This is a genomic window from Brevibacterium sp. (assembly GCF_031179145.1).
Classification (GTDB): Bacteria; Actinomycetota; Actinomycetes; order Actinomycetales; family Brevibacteriaceae; genus Brevibacterium.
Genome location: NZ_JAPSIB010000028.1, coordinates 1 through 18,345 on the forward strand (window position 1 = coordinate 1; position 18,345 = coordinate 18,345).

The 18,345-nt window shown below is 67.2% G+C and carries 16 protein-coding genes; 7 read left to right on the plus strand and 9 right to left on the minus strand.

Features of this window, described 5'->3' with window-relative positions; translation table 11 throughout:
* Positions 1-11: 11 nt before the first annotated feature.
* From RIT73_RS16000 to RIT73_RS16010, 3 genes are read right to left on the minus strand one after another with little or no spacing between them, the layout of a single operon-like run.
* Complete coding sequence (locus RIT73_RS16000; RefSeq protein WP_309133096.1) at positions 12-965, minus strand: DMT family transporter; 954 nt, start codon at positions 963-965, stop codon at positions 12-14.
* Positions 962-2,143 (minus strand): aminotransferase class I/II-fold pyridoxal phosphate-dependent enzyme, encoded by a 1,182-nt coding sequence (locus tag RIT73_RS16005; RefSeq protein WP_309133097.1) that lies wholly within the window; start codon positions 2,141-2,143, stop codon positions 962-964. Before RIT73_RS16005 ends, RIT73_RS16000 begins: the two co-directional genes overlap by 4 nt.
* Positions 2,140-2,280: a hypothetical protein gene (locus tag RIT73_RS16010; RefSeq protein WP_309133098.1), complete on the minus strand. Its 141-nt coding sequence runs from the start codon at positions 2,278-2,280 to the stop codon at positions 2,140-2,142. Before RIT73_RS16010 ends, RIT73_RS16005 begins: the two co-directional genes overlap by 4 nt.
* Positions 2,281-2,429: 149 nt before the next feature.
* On the opposite strand from RIT73_RS16010, the gene RIT73_RS16015 reads away from it, so the two are divergent.
* Both RIT73_RS16015 and RIT73_RS16020 read left to right on the plus strand, forming a co-directional pair.
* Positions 2,430-2,729 carry a cupin domain-containing protein gene (locus RIT73_RS16015; RefSeq protein WP_309133099.1) on the plus strand — a complete coding sequence of 100 codons (300 nt, stop codon included), beginning with the start codon at positions 2,430-2,432 and terminating at the stop codon, positions 2,727-2,729.
* A complete protein-coding gene (locus RIT73_RS16020; protein ID WP_309133100.1) occupies positions 2,726-3,622 on the plus strand; it encodes a hydrolase in 897 nt (298 codons plus the stop codon). The genes RIT73_RS16015 and RIT73_RS16020 overlap by 4 nt, the downstream gene beginning before the upstream one ends.
* A 4-nt stretch (positions 3,623-3,626) precedes the next feature.
* Here the strand turns inward: RIT73_RS16020 and RIT73_RS16025 are convergent, their stop codons facing one another.
* Entirely contained in the window at positions 3,627-5,105 is a 1,479-nt protein-coding gene (locus RIT73_RS16025) for a glutamate--cysteine ligase (RefSeq protein WP_309133101.1), read from the minus strand.
* A 48-nt stretch (positions 5,106-5,153) separates the two neighbouring features.
* Between RIT73_RS16025 and RIT73_RS16030 the strand changes: the two genes are divergently transcribed.
* Positions 5,154-6,326 carry a M20 family metallopeptidase gene (locus RIT73_RS16030; RefSeq protein ID WP_309133102.1) on the plus strand — a complete coding sequence of 391 codons (1,173 nt, stop codon included), beginning with the start codon at positions 5,154-5,156 and terminating at the stop codon, positions 6,324-6,326.
* Positions 6,327-6,479: 153 nt separating this feature from the next.
* Here the strand turns inward: RIT73_RS16030 and RIT73_RS16035 are convergent, their stop codons facing one another.
* Positions 6,480-7,424, minus strand: coding sequence for an FkbM family methyltransferase (locus RIT73_RS16035; protein ID WP_309133103.1), 945 nt, complete (start codon positions 7,422-7,424; stop codon positions 6,480-6,482).
* 133 nt (positions 7,425-7,557) lie between these two features.
* Here RIT73_RS16035 and menC point away from each other — a divergent pair, with 133 nt between their 5' ends.
* Positions 7,558-8,682 carry an o-succinylbenzoate synthase gene (gene menC, locus RIT73_RS16040; protein ID WP_309133104.1) on the plus strand — a complete coding sequence of 375 codons (1,125 nt, stop codon included), beginning with the start codon at positions 7,558-7,560 and terminating at the stop codon, positions 8,680-8,682.
* Positions 8,683-8,728: 46 nt separating this feature from the next.
* On the opposite strand, the gene RIT73_RS16045 is transcribed toward menC, so the two are convergent.
* The 4 genes from RIT73_RS16045 to RIT73_RS16060 form a co-directional block, all read right to left on the minus strand.
* Positions 8,729-9,637 (minus strand): cation diffusion facilitator family transporter, encoded by a 909-nt coding sequence (locus tag RIT73_RS16045; RefSeq protein ID WP_309133105.1) that lies wholly within the window; start codon positions 9,635-9,637, stop codon positions 8,729-8,731.
* Positions 9,638-9,893: 256 nt separating this feature from the next.
* Entirely contained in the window at positions 9,894-11,642 is a 1,749-nt protein-coding gene (locus RIT73_RS16050; protein ID WP_309133106.1) for an SPFH domain-containing protein, read from the minus strand.
* 118 nt (positions 11,643-11,760) lie between these two features.
* The gene (locus RIT73_RS16055) at positions 11,761-12,213 is read right to left on the minus strand and encodes a DUF3817 domain-containing protein (protein ID WP_309133107.1); all 453 of its coding nucleotides are present in this window, start codon (positions 12,211-12,213) and stop codon (positions 11,761-11,763) included.
* A 157-nt stretch (positions 12,214-12,370) separates the two neighbouring features.
* Positions 12,371-14,380, minus strand: a complete 2,010-nt coding sequence (locus RIT73_RS16060; protein ID WP_309133108.1) for a M28 family peptidase — start codon at positions 14,378-14,380, stop codon at positions 12,371-12,373.
* Positions 14,381-14,789: 409 nt separating this feature from the next.
* Here RIT73_RS16060 and RIT73_RS16065 point away from each other — a divergent pair, with 409 nt between their 5' ends.
* From RIT73_RS16065 to RIT73_RS16075, 3 genes are all read left to right on the plus strand, one after another.
* Positions 14,790-15,875 carry a VIT1/CCC1 transporter family protein gene (locus RIT73_RS16065; protein WP_309133122.1) on the plus strand — a complete coding sequence of 362 codons (1,086 nt, stop codon included), beginning with the start codon at positions 14,790-14,792 and terminating at the stop codon, positions 15,873-15,875.
* A 169-nt stretch (positions 15,876-16,044) separates the two neighbouring features.
* The gene (locus RIT73_RS16070; RefSeq protein WP_309133109.1) at positions 16,045-17,373 is read left to right on the plus strand and encodes an MFS transporter; all 1,329 of its coding nucleotides are present in this window, start codon (positions 16,045-16,047) and stop codon (positions 17,371-17,373) included.
* A gap of 92 nt (positions 17,374-17,465) precedes the next feature.
* A complete protein-coding gene (locus tag RIT73_RS16075; RefSeq protein ID WP_309133110.1) occupies positions 17,466-18,341 on the plus strand; it encodes an aminodeoxychorismate lyase in 876 nt (291 codons plus the stop codon).
* Positions 18,342-18,345 lie beyond the last annotated feature (4 nt).

Sequence of the window (18,345 nt, forward strand, 5' to 3'; positions counted from 1 at the left end):
TGGACGGACCGTCACCGCTTCCGCTTCAGCGCCTCCGGGCCGCCGCCGACGACCCACACGATCGCCGCCACCAGCGCCGCCCCGATCCACTGCGGCATCTGCAGTCGCTCGCCGGCCACCAATGATCCCAACACCACCGCGGACAGGGGCTGGAGCAGCATGAGCGCCGCTGTGCGCGAGACCGGGACCAGTGGGCTGCAGAAGCTCAGCAGCACCCAGGACAGGGCCTGTCCGAAGATCGCCAGCGCCACCATCCAGGCCCAGCCCTCGACACCGAGGTCGAAGTCCAGGCCGCCGAGGGCGAATCCGGCGATCGCCGTCATCACTCCTGCCGCCACTGTGCCGACCGCCACCGGTGCCACCACGAACTTCGGGGCCAGCCTGCGGCAATGGTGGATGCCGAAGATGTAGACGCCGTAGAGCACTCCGGACAGGACTCCGAAGATCGCGCCGCGGGTCGGATTGTCGGCGGTGGCGTCGGCGCCGAAAACGCCGCCGGTGAGCAGCATCCCGATGATCATCACCGGGATGCAGCTGATGAACAGCCAGCCCGGCCGGGACCCGCCGAAGGCCCACACCAGGGCAGGGAAGACGATGACCTGGACGCTGATGAGGACCGTCGAGACGCCGACTCCGGCGTCGAGCACGCTTTGGGCCCACAGCACGTAGTCGAGCCCGAGCGCGGCCCCCGAGCAGGCGGCAACGACCGTCGCCTTCTGCGGCAGGCGTCCCCACCTCCGCATCTCACCGACGACGAGTGGAGCCAGAGCGAGGACCGCGATCCAGCAGCGCAGGAAGGCTGCGGTCGGAGCGGTCGCATCGGCGAGGATGACGAACAGACCGGATGCGCCGAGGAAGACCGCCGAGACGATGACACCGAGCGTCGCCGGTCCCTGGGACAGCCGTCCGAATCGAGGCCCGAGCGCGGGCGGCTGAGACGGAGGCTCTGAAGCTCCCGAGGTCATCGGAGGAAGTCGAGGATCCGCTCGAGCGCCTCGGCGGTCTTCTCCGCTCCCACCGCCAGGGACAGGCGCACGGCTTGGGGCCCGTGGACGGCGTCGAAGTCATCGCCCGGCGCCAGGGCGACCCCGGTCGCCTCGAGAAGCGCCGCGCACCACTCGGTGGAGGTCGCATGCCCCGAGCGCTGAAGGATGTCGTCGATGCGGGCGTACATGTAGAACGCCCCGTCGGGTGGTGCCATCTCCGTGAAGCCGAGCTCGGCAGTGGCGTCGAGGACATGGTCGCGGGCGCGGGCGAAGGAGGCCACGGCGGCTTCGCACTCGGCGTAGGACTCCGGCTCGAAGGCCGCGACCGCCGCATGCTGGGCAGGCACCGGCGCACACAGGGCGAGATTGCCCGCGACGTTCTGCGCCGCCTCCCGCAGGCCCTCCGGCAGGATCGCCCAGCCCAGCCGCCAACCGGTCATCGCCCAGTACTTCGAGAACGAGGAGATGACGATCGCGTTGTCATCCTGCGCGATGGCCGTCTCCCCACGGGTGCCGATGTAGCTGATCCCGTGGTAGATCTCGTCGGAGATCACCTGCACGTCGTGCTCACGGCACCAGCCGATGAGCTCGCCGAGGTGATCGCCGGTGATCATCGTCCCCGTCGGATTCGCGGGCGAGGCGAGCATCAGACCCTTGAGCGGGGCCTGGGCATGAGCCTGTTCGAGGAGGTCCACGGTGGGCTGGAACCCCGACTCCGTGCCGCAGTCGAGTTCGACGACCTCGCAGTCGAGTGCGGCGAGGATGTTCTTGTAGGCGCCGTAGCCCGGACGGGCGAGCGCGACCCTGTCACCGGCGTCGAAACAGGTGAGGAACGCGATCTGGAAGGCACCGGACGAGCCCGTGGTGACAGCGACGCGCTCGGCGGGGATGTCGACGCCGTACCAGTCGCGGTAATGGGCGGCGATGGCATGACGCAGCTCGTGGATGCCGAAGATCGAGGAATAGCCGAGGTCGGTTCCGTCCTCGAGGATCTCGGCTGCTCGCCTGCGCACGGGGGCGGGCGCGCCCTGGGTCGGCTCACCCAGGCACATCGCGATCGTGTCGCGGCCCTGGGCGCGCATCTGCTGCACGCGGTCCACAATGTTCATTGCCGCGAACGGTTCGACGAGCCCGGCGCGGGCGGAGATTCGGCTCATCGGTCTTTCTCCCATGGCAAGCGTCCCATCAGGAAGAACTCCGCGTTGGGCACGTACCCGGACTTCTCGGACACGGACAGGATGTGGTCGCGGATGTCGTCCTCAACCTCGGCGAGCTCGGCCAGTGGATAGCGCATGGCTCTCATGCTATCGCCGCCCGGTGGCGCACGCACCCGGTGCCCGCACCGCGCTTCGGCGGGATCATGCCGTCCGGGGACTGGTGCGGCCCTCCGGCATCCGGTCTATGGTGGGAGGGCAGTGTCGCCGCATCGAAGGAGAGCGCAGAGTGAATGCCGATGACCCGGGGTCCACGGGCGAAGTCCAGCTCGACAACGAGGTGTTCCGGGTGACGAAGTGGACGATCGAGCCCGGCGGGGTCATCCCCATGCACAGGCACGATCACGAATATGTCGTCGTGCCCCTGGTCACCGACACGATGCTCGTGCGCAACGCCGACGGGACGGAGATCCGCGCCGAACTCGAGACAGGCGTCAGCTACACCCGCCCCGCCGGATCCGAGCATGAGGTCTCCAACCCCGAGGGCCGTGATCCGGTCGTCTTCGTCGAAGTCGAGCGACTCTCGTGAACGACGGACCCGCGACCTCGGTGTCCGGTTCGGCGGACCCCGCAACCGCCGCCACCACCTCGGCGAATCCGGCTCCGATCGTCCAATGCGCCGGATGCGGCGTCGAACGCGATGCGCACGCTCTGCCGCAGTTCTGCCCGATCTGCGCCGACGAACGGCAGTACCTGCCCGCCGATCGACGCCAGAAGTGGGTCCGCTGGGAGGACTTCGCCGGCCACATCGACCTCGTCGAACGGGAGCCGGGGCTGTGGGGACTCGACGTCAGCGACGGGGTGGGGATCGGGCAGCAGGCGAAGATCGTCTGCACGGAGGCCGGCAATGTCATGGTCGACGTTCCCGCCGCCATCACCGCCGAGGCGGTCGCCGCGGTTCGCGCTCTCGGACCGGTGCGCGCGATCATCCCCACGCATCCGCACATGTTCGGGCTCCAGTCCCTGTGGTCACAGGCGCTCGACGGCGTCGATGTGTTCGTCTCCGCCGCGGACGCCGAGTGGCTCGGTCACCGTCCCGAGCTGCTGCTCGAATGGTCGGACAGCGTCGAGCCCGTGCCGGGCATCCAGGCGTCACAGCCGGGCGGGCACTTCCCCGGCAGCAGCGTCGTCCACTGGGCCGGTGCCGACGGTGCGGGCGTGCTGCTCGCCGGGGACACCATGCTCGTCAATCCGGACCGGGAGACGGTGTCATTCATGCGTTCGTACCCGAACCGGACCCCGCTCTCGTCAGCGGTGGCGGAGAGGATCGCCGCCCACGTCGCCCGCTATGACTTCGACCGCCTGTACTCCAATTTCGTGCCCTCCCTCGCAGCGGACGCCAAACGGAAGGTGGAGTACTCGGCGACCCGCCATGCGGCCTGGGCGCGCGGGGACTTCGACCACCTCACCGGCAAGGGCTGAGAGCTCAGACCCTGACCTCCCAGGTGTGGACCGGCCGGCCTGCGGCCTGATTCTCCAGGTACCTGTCCATCATCGCTTTCAGCGCCTCCCGCCTCTCCGGCGAATCCGGGGCGCTGCCGGGGGCCAGCTGATCAAGCATCCGCAGCTGCCAGGTCGCGCCGTTGGCACGGCCCTGGGCCCGTCCGTCGATGATCGACAGGTACTCCTCGATGAGGTCCTTGTCGATGCCGAGCCGGTTCAGTCCGCGCCTGGCCTGTGGGATGAGAACGTCGATGACGAGGTCCGCGACGTCGATGTGCCCGATCTTCGGCCACTTCACCCGGGCGAGGATCCCGTCCCGGGCCGCGTGGAAGAAGTTCTCCTCCGCCTCGGCGAACGACATCCGCGACCACACCGGGCGGTTCTCCCCCACGAGGAACTCCGCCAGACCGTAGTAGAACGCCGCATCGGCGACCATGTCGACCGGGGTCGGACCGGCCGGGAGCAGCCGGTTCTCGACCCGGATGTGGGCGCCGCTGTCGCTGGAGTTGTAGATCGGCCGGTTCCAGCGCCAAACCGTTCCGTTGTGCAGGACGAGTTCGAACAGCTTGGGCGCATCGGCCTCGCTGAATTCGACGAAGTCCTTGGTCTCGGGCAGCAGCGGCGGGAAGTACCGGACGTTCTCCTCGAACAGGTCGAACACCGAGGTGATCCATCGTTCGCCGAACCACACCCGGGGCCGCACACCCTGGTTGACCAGCTCCGGGGTCCGGGTGTCGATGGACTGCGTGAAGATCGGGATCCGGGATTCGTGCCAGAGCCGGTGGCCGAGGAACAGCGGCGAGTTCGCACTCATCGCCACCTGGGCAGCGGCGATCGCCTGGGAGGCGTTCCAGGCCTCGGCGAACCTGTTCGGAGCGACCTGCAGATGCAGCTGCATCGAGGTGCAGGAGGACTCCGGAGCGATGTCGCGGAACTCCTGCCGGTAGGTCTCCTCTCCGGCGAGTTCGATCCGGACGAACTCACCACGCGCATCGATGACCGAGTTGCTCAGCGCCTCGTACCGGTTCTCCTCGGTCATCCATCCCTCGGACTGGAGGAGGTCGGTGGTGAGGGTGGGCAGGGTGCCGATCGCGGCGACCCGCAGGCCTTCAGCCTCGGCGGCCTTCTGCGCCCGCTGCAGACGGTCGGCGACTCCCCGCTCCAGGTTCTTCAGCCCCTGTCCCGCAACCTGGAGGACAGGGTGATTGAGTTCGAGGTTGAAGGCGCCGATCTCCGTCTGGTATTCCTCGTCGAGGTGGTCGAGCACCTTCCTGTTGTTCAGGCAGGGCTGATTGTCGGAGTCGATGAGGTTGAGCTCGAGTTCGAGGCCGATAGTGCCCGCGGATTTGAACTCCGCATGACGCAGATACGTGTCGAAGAGTTCAAGATTCTCTGCCAATTTCTCGCGGTACTGCGTCCGTTCCTCCGGCGTGTACCGCTTCGAGCTCACTGCTTCACCCATGGTCCAAGCAAACCACAGACAGGCGTCGCCGAGCGATAGGATTCCACCATGTCGACCTCGCTGATTGCTGACCTCACCACCGCCGACCTCGTCGCTGCCGCAACCGCTCGCCTGCCGCAGATGCTCACCGACCTCGAACGCGTCATCTCGATCGAAACGCCGTCGCACGACAAGGAGGCTGTGGCCCGGGGCGCCGACGACTTCGCCGCACTCCTGCATGAGCGCCTCGGCGCGCAGGCGGACCTCATCACCGTCGACGGCACGACCCATGTCCGGCTCCGCTTCGGGGACGGACCCGCACGGGTCGTGCTCGTCAACCATCAGGACACCGTCTGGCCGCACGGCACTCTCGAGCGGATCCCGTTCTCCACCGCCGACGGCGTCATCCGCGGACCCGGGAGCTTCGACATGCTCACCGGGGCGATCATGAGCGTGCACGCGACCGCCATGCTGCGCGAGCGCCTCGGCGAGGACGCCCTCACAGGTCTGTCGATCCTCGTCACCGGCGATGAGGAGATCGGGTCCGTGACGTCCTCGGACCTCATCCGCGCCGAGGCGGCCGAGGCGAATGCCGTCTACGTGCTCGAGGCGAGCGCCGGCGGCGCCCTCAAACTCGAGCGCAAGGGCACGTCCATGTACACGCTCGTCTTCCGCGGCCGGGCCTCCCATGCGGGGCTGGAGCCGGAGAAGGGGATCAACGCGGGCATGGCCCTGGCCCTGCACCTGCCCCTGATCGCCGACCTCGCCGACGCGGAGGCCGGCACCAGCGTCGTCCCGACAGTGATCAGCGCCGGGACGACGACGAACACGGTCCCCGCCGAGGCGCGCGTCGACATCGATGTGCGCGCTCGGACCGCGGCGGAGCTCGAACGCGTCGACGCCGCGGTGCGGGAACTGGCGACCCGTCCGCAGCTGGAGGGCTCGTCGATCGAGGTGCTCGGCGGGATCAACCGGCCGCCGTTCGAGCGGGAGCGCTCGGCCGAACTCTTCGCCCGCGCCCAGGCACTGGCCGCCGACCTCGGCATCGCCGCACCCACGGGAGTCGCGGTGGGCGGCGCCTCCGACGGCAACTTCACCGCCGGCGACGGGATCGCCACACTCGACGGACTGGGGGCCGTGGGCGATGGCGCCCATGCCGATCACGAGCACGCCGTCATCGACGAGATTGCGCCCCGAACGGCGCTGCTCGCCGCCCTCATCGCCGACCAGCTCCGGGCCTGAGGCGGTGCGCGGCGTCAGTCGCTGAGCTTTCCAGGGAGAAGATGGTCGAAATCCGGCGTTGAAATCGACCATCACTTCCCTGAAAATGACGGCCCGTTCGGCTGAGCGACGCAGCGGGCTGTTCCCGCCGGCGAGGCGATGTGTCGCGCGGCGTCAGTCGACCGGGTAGCCGACGGCGCGGAGTTCCTCAGGGTTCTTCGTCGTCAGCAGCCAGTCGCGCAGTTCGGGGTCGGGGACGATCCTCGCCCGGGCGTGCAGTCTGTCGCGTCCGACCAGATAGAAGTGGTAGCCGAACCGGTTGAGGACACCCATCAGCTCGAGCGGACGAGCCCGGTCCGCGAGGACCTCGCAGAGGATGTCGGGGCGCAGGGTGTCGAGGAACTCCTGCCCGTGTTCGAGGACGTCGTTCTCGGCTCCTTCGACGTCGATCTTCACGGTCACCCTGGGATTGCCCGGCGGCAGGTCCGGGAGGAGCTCGTCGAGGGAGGTGAAGCGCACCTCGGCGCCGGAGCCGAACTCCATGCCGGCCGAGTAGAAGGACGGCAGAGCCGAACCCCCGTCCCCAGTGGGCACCTGCATCGTCGTGCCGGGCTTGCCCACTCCGGTGGGATGGACGGTGACCCGGTCGCCGAGGTGGTTGCGGGCGACGTTCTTCTCCAGGCCCTCGACCACGGCGGGGATGATCTCGAAGGTATGCGCGAGCGCAGTGGGGTTGTTGGCGAGGACGGCCATCGTGAACACTCCGGTGTAGGCGCCGATGTCGACGAACACCTCGGCGTCGCGGCTGAGATCGACCATGAGCTCGAGCGCGAACGCGTCCTCCTCCTCGGTGCGGCGGCCCTTGCCCCAGTAGAACTCCTTGGCGATCTCGCAGCGGAAGGGATCGACGAGGTAGAAGTCGGCAGTCCCGGCTCGGCCACGCACCTCGGTGAGCCCGATCGGGGCGGGGAGACGACCGATCTTGATGCCCCTCACCCGGGGCGCGACCGTCCGCAGGACAGGGTGGAGGAGCGGCTGTGCGAGTGCGGCCTTGACCGGCAGCTTGAGCCCGAACCACGACTGCTTGCGAGCTTTGAGAGTGCGCAGATAGTCATTCACGAATGTCCCCTTCGGCTCGCGTGAACCCTTTTGCCCACCGTACCAATGTTGCGGTGCCGGTGGTCCACCCAACGGGGCGTAATAGGCTGGTGACTAGCCTCGTCGCTCACAACCCGAAGAAGGACCTTCTCGCATGAAGCTGAAGTCACTCACCCTCCACCAAGTGTCGATCCCCCTGGTCACCCCCTTCGAGACCTCGTTCATGCGGGAGACGGAGAAGGACTGCTACCTAGTCGAAGCCCGGTTCGACACCCCTGCCGGCGAGATCACCGGTTGGGGCGAATCCGTGACGATGATCTCCCCGCTCTACTCCCCCGAATACGTGGCGTCCGGCATCGACGTCACGCGCAGATGGCTGGCGCCGATCCTCTTCGGCGTCGACGACCTCACGGCCGAGACCGTGTCCTGGCACCTGCGCCACGTCGTCGGGCATCCGATGGCGAAGTCGGCGCTGGAGATGGCCGTCCTCGAGGCTCAGCTCAAGCTCCACGGGCAGTCCTTCAAGGAGTACCTCGGCGGTGTCGTCGACACGGTTCCCTCAGGCGTGTCCGTGGGCATCCAGGATTCCGTCGAGGAGACGGTGAAGGTCATCGGCGGTTACCTCGACGAGGGCTACGCGCGCATCAAGCTCAAGATCAAACCCGGCAAGGACATCGCCGAGGTGGCCGCCGTGCGCAGGGCCTTCGGCGACGACTTCGGGTTCCAGGTGGACGCGAATGCTGCCTACACCCTCGTCGATTCCGCTCATCTGCGCAGGCTCGATGAGTACGGCCTCCTGCTCATCGAGCAGCCCCTCGGTGAGGCCGACATCCGGCAGCACAGCGAGCTCGCGAAGCTGATGGAGACCCCGATGTGCCTCGACGAATCCATCGTCTCCGCCGAGGCGGCCGCCGACGCGATCTCCCTCGGCGCGGCTGCCGTCATCAACATCAAACCGGGCCGGGTGGGCGGCTACCTCGAGGCGAAGAAGATCCACGACCTCGCCGCAGCCCATGGCGTCGCCGTCTGGCACGGCGGGATGGTCGAGACCGGTCTGGCTCGGGCGGCGAACGCCTCGATGGCGTCCCTGCCCGGCTTCACCCTGCCGGGCGACATCTCCGGCTCGAGTCGGTTCTTCCACGAAGACATCACCGAGGAGATCGTCATGCACGACGGCGTGGTCGACGTGCCCACCGGCGTCGGATTCGGCGTCTCCATCGATCCCGGCAAGCTGGAGAAGTTCCGGACCGACTCACTGGAGATCCTGCCTCAACGGTGAGTTCGGCAGGGCTGAGCCCGTTGGGGCGGAGGGCCCTCCGGCTGAGTCAGTTGTGCGTGTGCGACTCCTGGGCGGCGTCACTGGCCCGGTCGAACTGGAACGTCGAGTGCTCGATCGCGATCTCGAAGTGCTCGGCCAGGCATGCCTGCAGCGATCCCAGGATCCTGGGCGCATGGCCGTCGTAGAAGCACTCGTCGGACAGCACCACATGGGCAGTGAGGACGGGAAGGTTGGAGTCGATCCTCGTCACGTGCAGATCATGGACTCCCTGGACGTGGTCGACGCCTTCGATGTGCGCCCGGACGCCGGCCAGGTCGAGCTCCCTGGGAGCGACCTCGAGCAGGATCGACCCCGTCTCCCTGAGGATCGAAAATGCGCGGGGCACGATCAGAACCGCGATGAAGAGCGCTGCCACCGCATCAGCGCGAGACCAGTCGAAGAGCCAGATCGACAGCGCCGCCAGCACCACGGCGAGGGAGCCGAGGGCATCGGCGATGACCTCGAGGAACGCCGCCTTGAGGTTGAGGGAGTCTTCCTTCGACGAGGCGAGGAGACCGATCGACACGATGTTGCCGATGAGGCCGACCGCGCCGAAGATCATCAGTTCCGGCCCCGGCACCTCGGGAGGAGCCAGGAACCGGCGGATTCCCTCGATCAGGCTGTAGATCCCCAGCCCCAGCAGCAGGGTCGCCTGAGCACCGGCGGCGAGGACCTCTGCACGTCGGAAGCCCCAGGTCTTCTGCCCCTTGGGTGGTTTCTGCACCAGAGTGGCCGCGAACAGTGCGATGCCGATGCCGATGAGATCCACAGCGTTGTGGCCGGTGTCGACCAGCAGGGCCAGACTGCCCGTCCAGATCGAACCGATGACCTGGAAGACGAAGATCACCGCGACGATGGTGAAGACAGCGGCCAGCCTGCGGCGTGAGCCGGTCGCGTGCGAATGGTCGTGAGCCATGAGAGTACCTCCACCCTCACATTAACATATGCGCATTCGTTTATATCAATGCGGGTGAGGCACTCTCAGCGCATCCCGTCTCAGTGAAGACGTTCTCGAGTGACAGCGAGATTCGGTGGTCACAGACCTGAGGAGAAATCAGCGATTCTCCCGATCCGCCTCGGTTCTGTGACCACCAAATGCGCGCCCAGCCCTGACAAATGCGCGCCCAGCCCTGACAAATGCGCGTCCAGCCCTGGTCGGAGCTGCCGCCGTCCTACTCGCCGTCCGGATCCTCACGTTCCTCGCGGCGACGCAGCGCCTCGGCGATGTAGGCCTGGACATCGATGCCGGTGGCCTTCTTCACCTCATCGCCGATGTGGTGAAGGTCGAGGTCTCCGTTCGGGTCGAGGAAATCCCGCGGGTCGAAGGTCGACCCGTTGGGGCGCTCAGACTTCGGTCCGTTCGACCCGTCGGCATCGTGGCCGGATTCGTTCGAACGGGCAGGGCGCACGGTGTCCGAGGCATTGTCGGGACCACCCTTGACGATCTCGTCACCGACGACCGGTGAGCCGCCCGTCCCGCCAGGGCCGCCCGACGGACCCGAGCCGCCTGACCCATTCGAGCCTTCCCCGTCGTCGCCACCGGTGGGCTTCGCGTCGCCCAGATTCGCCGCTTTCCCGACGAGATCGGACAGGTTGATGCCGGTGGTGCCGCGCACGACCTCGAGGACCTGCGCCAGGTTGTTCGACACAGAGTTGGCGAGCTTCGACTCACCGTCGGTGGACACGATCGAGAGGTCCTTGATGTTGGCGTACGGGGCGACGAGTTCACCTGCGATGGTCGGCAGGACCTCGAGCACCTTCGACAGGACAGCGGCATCGTTGAATTTCTTGTAGGCCTCGGCCTGCGCCTGCAGCGCCTCGGCCTCAGCCTCGCCGCGGGCCCGGATCGCATCGGCCTGCGCCTGGCCTTCAAGACGGATCGCCTCGGCTTCCTTGGACCGCCGGTGCAGCTCAGCGGCCGCCTCGGCGCGGCCCTGGGCCTCGATCTCATAGGCGCGTGCGTCAGCCTCGGCCTGCTGGCGGTACTTCTGGGCATCCGCGGGACGCCTGACCTCGGCGTCGAGCTGTTCGGTGCGCAGATCCGCGGCTTCCTTCGCGACCACGCGGTCACGCTCGAGCAGCTTCTGCTTCTCCGCCGCCGCGGCCAGGGGGCCGGCGTTGTCGGCACTCGCCTGCCGCTGGTCGGCCTCTTCCTTCAGCGCCGCCCGGCGCAGGGCGAGCTGCTGCTGCTGTTCGGCGATGGCCTGATCGGTCAGCGCCTGCTGCTTCTGGGTCTCCTCGGTCTGCAGCGCCTCTTCGACGGCGGCCGCGCGGGAGGCGTTCGCCTCGGCGATGGCGGCGTTCTTCGCGACTTCGGCGGCCTGGGGACGGCCCCAATCGCGCAGATAGCTGCCCTCGTCCTCGACCGCAGAGATCTGGAACGTGTCGATGACCAGGCCCTGGTTGTTCATCGAGTGCGCGGATTCCTCCTGCACCTGAGCGGCGAACGAGGCGCGGTCCTGGATGATCTGCTCGACGGTCAGCGTGCCGACGACCGCGCGCAGGGTGCCGGACAGGATCTCCTTGCTGTAGTGGTCGATCTGGTCCTGCTGGTCGAGGAAGCGCTGGGCGGCCTTGCGGACGTCGTCCTCGGTGCCGCCGACCTTGACCTGCGCGACCCCACGCAGGCGCAGGGGGATTCCGTTGATCGAGATGCCGTCGATCTCGACGGAGATCTGCCGCGACGACAGCGAGAGGATGAACGCCTTCTGCAGGATCGGGTAGACGACCGCGCGACCACCGATGACGATGCGGCCGCTGCCGCTCGCTCCGGAGGCGTTGCGGCCGGTGATGATGAGGGCTTCCGAGGGGGAAGCGATCTTGTAGGAGCGCAGGATCACGAACAGCGCGATCAGGGCGAGTATGACGATGACGCCGATTCCTCCGGCGCCCAGAATGAAGTCCATCAGTGGGCCTTCCATCGCTCGAGGGTGCGGCTGATGTGACATCAGCCCGTGAGCTCATCCTAGGCGAGGCGCGGACACAGCGCAGATCGCCGAGGTGGGAGTCGGCGACGGGGAACGAACGCCGAGGTGGGACTCAGCTTCCGGGAGGTCCGACGATCAGGAGGCCGGAGAAGACGACGATGACGACGAGCAGCCCGATGCCCGCAGCCAGCCATGGTGAGCGGATCGCCCAGGCGCACAGCTTCTCGACCGGACCGCGCGGTGCGCGGCCTCCAGCACCGAGGCCCCAGGGTCCGTCGAGGGCCCCGGCCCGGGCGGAGACGATCTCGAAGGGAACAGTGGCGAAGGGGACGACCGCCGAGACGAGGCCCATGAGGATCCGTCCCGCGCGCCATTTCTGGGACACTCCGACGAGGATCACCGCGATGACGAAGCAGAGGAAGACGAATCCGTGCACACCACCGCCGATCCGGACGCCGAGCTCCGTGGTCTTGGTTCCGTATTTGAGGATCATGCCGCCGATGAGCATCGCCCAAGTGACGGCTTCGGCCACGGCGAAGAAGTTGAAGAATCGTTTGGGAGTCACGGGAGACCATTGTGCCCGGTCTACTTGTCCGGGCGCTGAATCACCACGAGCTGAGCGAAACGGTCTCAGACCGAACGCAGGCCGGTGGACTCCTGAGAAGTTCACCGGCCCGCGGTTCACCCGGCGTCAGCCTTCCGGCCGATCATGCCCGGTTCGCTCATCCCTTCCGGCGACGAGCTCCCATGGTCATGGCCACACCGAGAGCGATGAGCGCTCCGGCGGAGATCACCAGCGGCAGAGCCTCGTCACCGGTGCGCGGCAATGTGCCACCGGCATTCGGGTTCTCGCTGTCCTCAGCGACGACCTCGAACGAGCCCTTGAGCGCACCGCCGCCCTTGCACTTGACCTTGACGTCGTAGGTGCCGACGTAGGTCTCGGCCTGGGACTTATCGAGTCCGCGGACGCTGAACTGGGCCACGCCCTCGGCGTTCGCCTCGGCGGTCTGCTCGAACTTCTCGATCTTCCCGCTCTTCGCCTTCACGGTCATGGTGGCCATGGAGCCGGGGACGCAGCCGGTCGCGGTCACCTGCACGCCCTTGTCCGAGACGAAGTCGTCGACGCCGATCGTCTTCGGTTCGATGGTCAGGGTTCGCTCGCCCGGGTCCTCACCCGGGTCGTCGGTCGGCTTGTCGGTCGGGTCATCCGTCGGATCCTCGGTCGGGTCGGGATCGTCCGTCGGGTCCTCGGTCGGCTTCTCCCGCAGCTCGTAGGCCAGGGCGTGCACCGAGTAGGCGATGGCCGGGGCGAAGATGTCGACCGATTCCCGGCTGACGTTCTCGATCGTGTCGGACGGCTTGTGGTAGTTCGTGTCGTGCGGCTGCCCGACCGTTCCACCGAACCATTCGGCCTCCTGCTCCGTCTTGACTCCGTCCGCGCCTGAGAACAGGCCGCTGGCAGGGATGCCGGCGTCCATGAACGCCTTGTAGTCGGAGCGTCCCGAGAAGTCGGTTCCGACATGCTTCTGGTCGATGCCGTCGAAGTAGTCGGTGTAGATCTTCTCGAGTTCGGCCGAGCCCTCGGGAACGGTCACGTCACCGGGGATCGGCACGTCGCTTCCGTTGGAGTCCAGGGTGCCGACAACGTAGTTGTCGGAGCCGATCATGTCGAAGTTGAGGTAGGCCTTGATCTTGTCGACCTCGGCATCGCTGAGGCTGGCGACGTATTCGGTCGAACCGACGAGCCCGACCTCCTCGGCGCCCCACCAGCCGAAGCGGATCGCATTGTCGACCTCGGTCGGCTGCTTCGCGAGCGCCTCCGCACTGGCCAGCAGAGCCGCAGAGCCGGAGCCGTTGTCGTTGACTCCCGGACCCTCGGGCACACCGTCGAGGTGGGCGCCGAACATCTGGACATTGTCGTGGTCTCCGGCCTTGGTCTCGGCAATGACGTTCCACGTTGTCGTGGTGACGAACTCGGTCTCGAGCGTGAAATCGGTCGATGGGGCCTGACCCTCGGGAGCCTGCTCGATGGTGTCGACCAGCCCGGAGCCGGCGTTGTAGCTGACAGTGACCGTGGGCGCCCCGTTCTCGATCCTCTCGCCGAGGGTGGCGTTGAGGTTCTCATCGGGCGCATTGGTGTCGTTGTTGTAGATGATCACGGCTGCCGCACCGGCATCGGTGGCGGCCTGGGCCTTCTGACCGAAGGCGCATTCACCTCGCGCCACCAGCACCACGGCACCCTGGGCACTGTCGTCATAGTCGCTCGCCTCGCAGCCGAGCTGACCGCCCGCGAGGTCGGAGTGGTCATCGTCGACCGGCAGGACGAGCGGCAGGTCCGTGAGGGGCTCGCTCGTGCCTTCGGTGTAGCTGGCGGGAGTGACGTCGAGGCTCTGATCGTCGACGCTCACGGCAACCTCGCCGAAGGTCTGATCCTCGACGTCGAACGCCTGCCGCTCGACGTCGAAGGCACCGGTGGCCTCGAGGGTCTTCTCGACGTATTCGACGGCCTCTTCGTAGCCGGGAGACCCGAGCGACCGGAAGCCGTCTGCTGAGTGCTTGGTCGAGATGTCGGAGATCGCCTGCAGATGCTTCATCACATCGGTGCCGGTGACACCCATGTCGGTGTGCTCGGTCCGGCCCGCGGTGCCGGTCGCCAGTGCCGGGGAGACCCCGCTGAGGACCAGCCCCGCCGAGGCGGTGACCGCCAGCCATGTCTTCGTGCGCAACTTCATGTGGTTCCTTTCGTTTCTCTTGTGCCACCTGAACCGCGCCGCCCGCGCAGCCGTTAATCGACCTTGATCGATGGGCTGCACCTTCGGCCGCAGGACGAGAGCACCGTGTCAGACCGCGGTTCTCCACTGCGGCCGGACCGGCGTATCGCACTGCACTCAAAGGGGAAGCGAAGTTCTGCTGCTCGGTCATGCTTCGTCGCATATAACGACTCACACAAAGTTGTTACCGAACGGTGACACAACTCACAATGTCTCTTAAGCTAACGCATTCCGGCACGCCTTTGGTAACGAAACAGTAACGAATGACAGTTACGTTATTGCGCAAGTATTGAACCAAAGGGCACTGTTCAGTATTCTTGCGTCAGTGACGAAGAACCGATCGAATGTTCCGAGCAACCGCTCCGCCGCCATCTCCGACGAGGCGCCCGCCCCGGACCGGAAGACCATTCGGCGCTGGCAGCGCTACCTCGCGAACGAACGGCTCGAGGAACGCGTCTACCGCGACCTCGCCGAGCGCCGCTCCGGCGAGGACCGTGAGATCCTCCTCGAGCTCGCCGCCGCCGAGTCCCGGCATCAGCAGCACTGGATCGACCTCCTCGGCGACCATGCGCAGAAGAAGCGCACCCCCGATCTCGTCACCCTCAGCCTCGCGTTCCTCGGACGGCTCTTCGGCTCAGTGTTCATCCTCGCCCTCGCACAGCAGTCGGAGACGAGCTCCCCCTATCAGGACGACGATGCCGCCTCGGCGGAGATGGCCGCCGATGAACGGATCCACGCCGAGGTCGTCCGCGCACTGGCTGCCCGCTCCCGGGCGCGACTGTCGGGCAACTTCCGCGCCGCGGTCTTCGGCGCCAACGACGGCCTCGTGTCGAACCTCGCGCTCGTCCTCGGCGTCGGCGCCGCAGGCGTCCCGAACACCGTCATCCTGCTCACCGGCATCTCCGGGCTCCTGGCCGGAGCGCTGTCGATGGGCGCCGGGGAGTACATCTCTGTGCGGTCGCAACGAGAGCTCCTCGACGCCTCGACGCCGGACCCGGAGTCACGGCACGCCCTGGCCGACCTCAACATCGACGCCAATGAACTCGCCCTCGTCTTCCGCGCCCGCGGCGAGGACCCCACCGCGGCGGCGGCACATGCGCATCGGATCATCGCGGCGGCCAAGAGCCAGCACGCACCCCATCTCCCCGTCCTCGACGTCGGGGTCGACCGCGACGAGCTGGGAACTGGCCTCGGGGCGGCACTCTCGAGCTTCTGCTTCTTCTCCTCCGGCGCCCTCATCCCCATCCTGCCCTACCTCTTCGGGATGGAGGGCATCCCCGCGGTCCTGCTCTCGGCCGGCCTCGTGGGCATCGCGCTCCTCTTCACCGGGAGCACTGTTGGACTGCTCTCCGGCACGGCTCCATGGCCGCGCGCACTGCGGCAGCTCGCTGTGGGCTTCGGGGCCGCCGCGATCACCTACGCCCTGGGCCTGCTCTTCGGCGTCAGCACGGGCTGACCTTTCAGGGTCTCTCTCAGGCGTCAGCACAGGTTCAGCTGAGAAGCGGCAGATCTGCTGATTGAGCTGCCCCAGCCGCGGATGACAGGGGAATTTGGCCTGCCGGGTCCGGCGACATAATGTCTAGTTGACCACAGCAGGCCGCACGGCCGTGACGACAGGAGCAACGGTGCCCGCAACCCCCGTCCACTCACCGGCGACGAACCGCAGAGTACTCATCGGCAGCCTCTCCGGCAGCGCGATCGAATGGTTCGACTTCTTCCTCTACGCCACCGCGGCTGCGTTCATCTTCGACAAGCAGTTCTTCCCCAGCGACGACCCACTGGTGTCGCTCATGCTCTCCTACCTCTCGCTGTCCCTGACCTTCTTCATCCGCCCTTTCGGCGGCGTCCTGTTCTCCCACCTCGGCGACCGGATCGGACGGAAGAAGACCCTCGTCGTCACCCTCTCCCTGATGGGTGGGGCGACCGTGGCCATCGGCCTGCTGCCCACCCACGACCAGGTGGGGCTGCTCGCACCGACTCTGCTCATCATCCTGCGCATCATCCAGGGAATGGCGATCGGGGGCGAGTGGGGCGGCGCTCTGCTGCTGGCCTACGAGTACGCGCCCGAGAATCGTCGCGGGTTCTTCGGCTCGGTGCCCCAGACCGGCATCACCATCGGCATGCTGCTCTCGACCCTGGCGTTCGCCCTCGTCTCCCAACTCCCGGCGGACGCCTTCGAATCCTGGGGCTGGCGACTGCCGTTCCTCGCCTCGATCATCCTCGTCGCGGTCGGACTGTGGATCCGCAAGGGCCTCAACGAGACACCCGCCTTCCAGGAGGCGAAGGATTCGGGACAGGTGGCGAAGCTGCCGATCAAGGACACCCTGCGCGACCACTGGCGCTCCGTCCTCGTGGCGATCGGAGCCAAGGTCGTCGAGACCGGACCGTTCTACATCTTCGCGATCTTCGTCGTCAGCTATGCCACCGGAGTCCTCGACTTCGAGCAGTCGCTCGTCCTCAACTCTGTGAGCTTCGCGGCCCTGGTGTCGACCTTCATGATCCTCGCCATGGGCGCCCTGGCGGACCGGGTCGGCAGGAAGCCGGTCTACCTCGTCGGCACCGCCCTGATCGCCCTGTTCTCCGCTCCGTTCTTCATGCTCCTCGACGTCGGCATGAACTGGGTGGTCTTCGTCGCAGTGACCTTGGGCCTGGGTGTCTTCTGGCCCCCGGTGACGGCCACGCTGGGCACGCTGACCTCGGAGATCTTCACCACCCGGGTCCGGTACACGGGAGTCACACTCGGCTACCAGATCGGCGCCGCTCTGGCCGGCGGCACCGCTCCCCTGCTGGCGACCTGGATGCTTGGCCGGTTCGACAACGCCTGGCTGCCGATCGCCGTCTACATGATCGCGCTGGCTGCCATCTCCTTCGCCGCCGTGCTCGCCTCCGGACCCGTCCAACGCCTGGAGAGTGTGAAGATCGCCGCCCGCGGCGTCACTCCCGCGGCTGGCTGAGCCGGGCCCGGCGGTGGGGCTCGCGGTCCGGTCGGCGGGGCTCCCCCGGACGCCTCGAACAGCGGTCCTCACCTCGTCATAGACTGGTTCCCATGACCGACGTCCTTGTCCTCATCGATCCCACCGCCGCCGCTGTCGAACTCGCGGATCTCACCTTACCGCAGCTGCCCGTCGACGATCTCTCCGCCCACCGCGGTGACGGGATCTTCGAGACGGTGCTCGTGCGGGTGGACGAGTCCTCCGACGATGCCACCGTCGTGTCCCGGGAACGGCACTTCGCACGCTTCCGCACCTCCGCCTCGGCGCTCGATCTGCCCGACCCCGACCCCGAGCTGTGGGACCGGGCCCTCGACACCGTCATCGCCGAGGTGCGCGCCACGCAGCCGGAGCGTGTGGAGTTCGGTGTCCGCTATTCCTTCTCCCGCGGACTGGACAGCCCACGCGGGTGGGCGTTCAGTGTGCCGATCGACGAGTCCGTCCTGCAGGCTCGCGCCGAGGGCATCGCCGCCGTCAGCCTCGACCGCGGCTACGACGCGTACCTCGGCAGCAAAGCCCCGTGGCTGCTCATCGGTGCGAAGACCATCTCCTATGCGATCAATCAGGCCGCAGGCAGGCACGCCCGCGAGTGCGGCGCCGACGACGCGCTCTTCGTCTCCCACGACGGCGTCGTCCTCGAAGGTCCGACGTCCAACCTCATCATCCGCCGAGGTGACCGCCTCCTCACTCCCGATCCCACAGCAGGTCTGCTGTGGGGCACGACGCAGAGGCTGATCTTCGATCACGCCGAGGAGCTCGGCCTCAGGGCCGACTACGCGGACCTGCGCCTGCAGGACGTCTTCGCCGCCGATGGGGCGTGGTTCGTGTCGTCGATGCGCACAGCCGTGGCGCTGACCTCGCTCGACGGCAACCCGGTCACCCGTGACGACGAGCTCACCGCACAGCTCCAGAGGATCATCGGCCGGGGCTGAGCGG

What these genes read in the sequence shown, in the direction of transcription:
- RIT73_RS16000 (WP_309133096.1), bottom strand. Translation starts at nt 965, where the DNA reads ATGACCTCGGGAGCTTCAGAGCCTCCGTCTCAGCCGCCCGCGCTCGGG.
- RIT73_RS16005 (WP_309133097.1), bottom strand. Translation starts at nt 2,143, where the DNA reads ATGAGCCGAATCTCCGCCCGCGCCGGGCTCGTCGAACCGTTCGCGGCA.
- RIT73_RS16010 (WP_309133098.1), bottom strand. Translation starts at nt 2,280, where the DNA reads ATGCGCTATCCACTGGCCGAGCTCGCCGAGGTTGAGGACGACATCCGC.
- RIT73_RS16025 (WP_309133101.1), bottom strand. Translation starts at nt 5,105, where the DNA reads ATGGGTGAAGCAGTGAGCTCGAAGCGGTACACGCCGGAGGAACGGACG.
- RIT73_RS16030 (WP_309133102.1), top strand. Translation starts at nt 5,154, where the DNA reads ATGTCGACCTCGCTGATTGCTGACCTCACCACCGCCGACCTCGTCGCT.
- menC (WP_309133104.1), top strand. Translation starts at nt 7,558, where the DNA reads ATGAAGCTGAAGTCACTCACCCTCCACCAAGTGTCGATCCCCCTGGTC.
- RIT73_RS16045 (WP_309133105.1), bottom strand. Translation starts at nt 9,637, where the DNA reads ATGGCTCACGACCATTCGCACGCGACCGGCTCACGCCGCAGGCTGGCC.
- RIT73_RS16050 (WP_309133106.1), bottom strand. Translation starts at nt 11,642, where the DNA reads ATGGAAGGCCCACTGATGGACTTCATTCTGGGCGCCGGAGGAATCGGC.
- RIT73_RS16060 (WP_309133108.1), bottom strand. Translation starts at nt 14,380, where the DNA reads ATGAAGTTGCGCACGAAGACATGGCTGGCGGTCACCGCCTCGGCGGGG.
- RIT73_RS16075 (WP_309133110.1), top strand. Translation starts at nt 17,466, where the DNA reads ATGACCGACGTCCTTGTCCTCATCGATCCCACCGCCGCCGCTGTCGAA.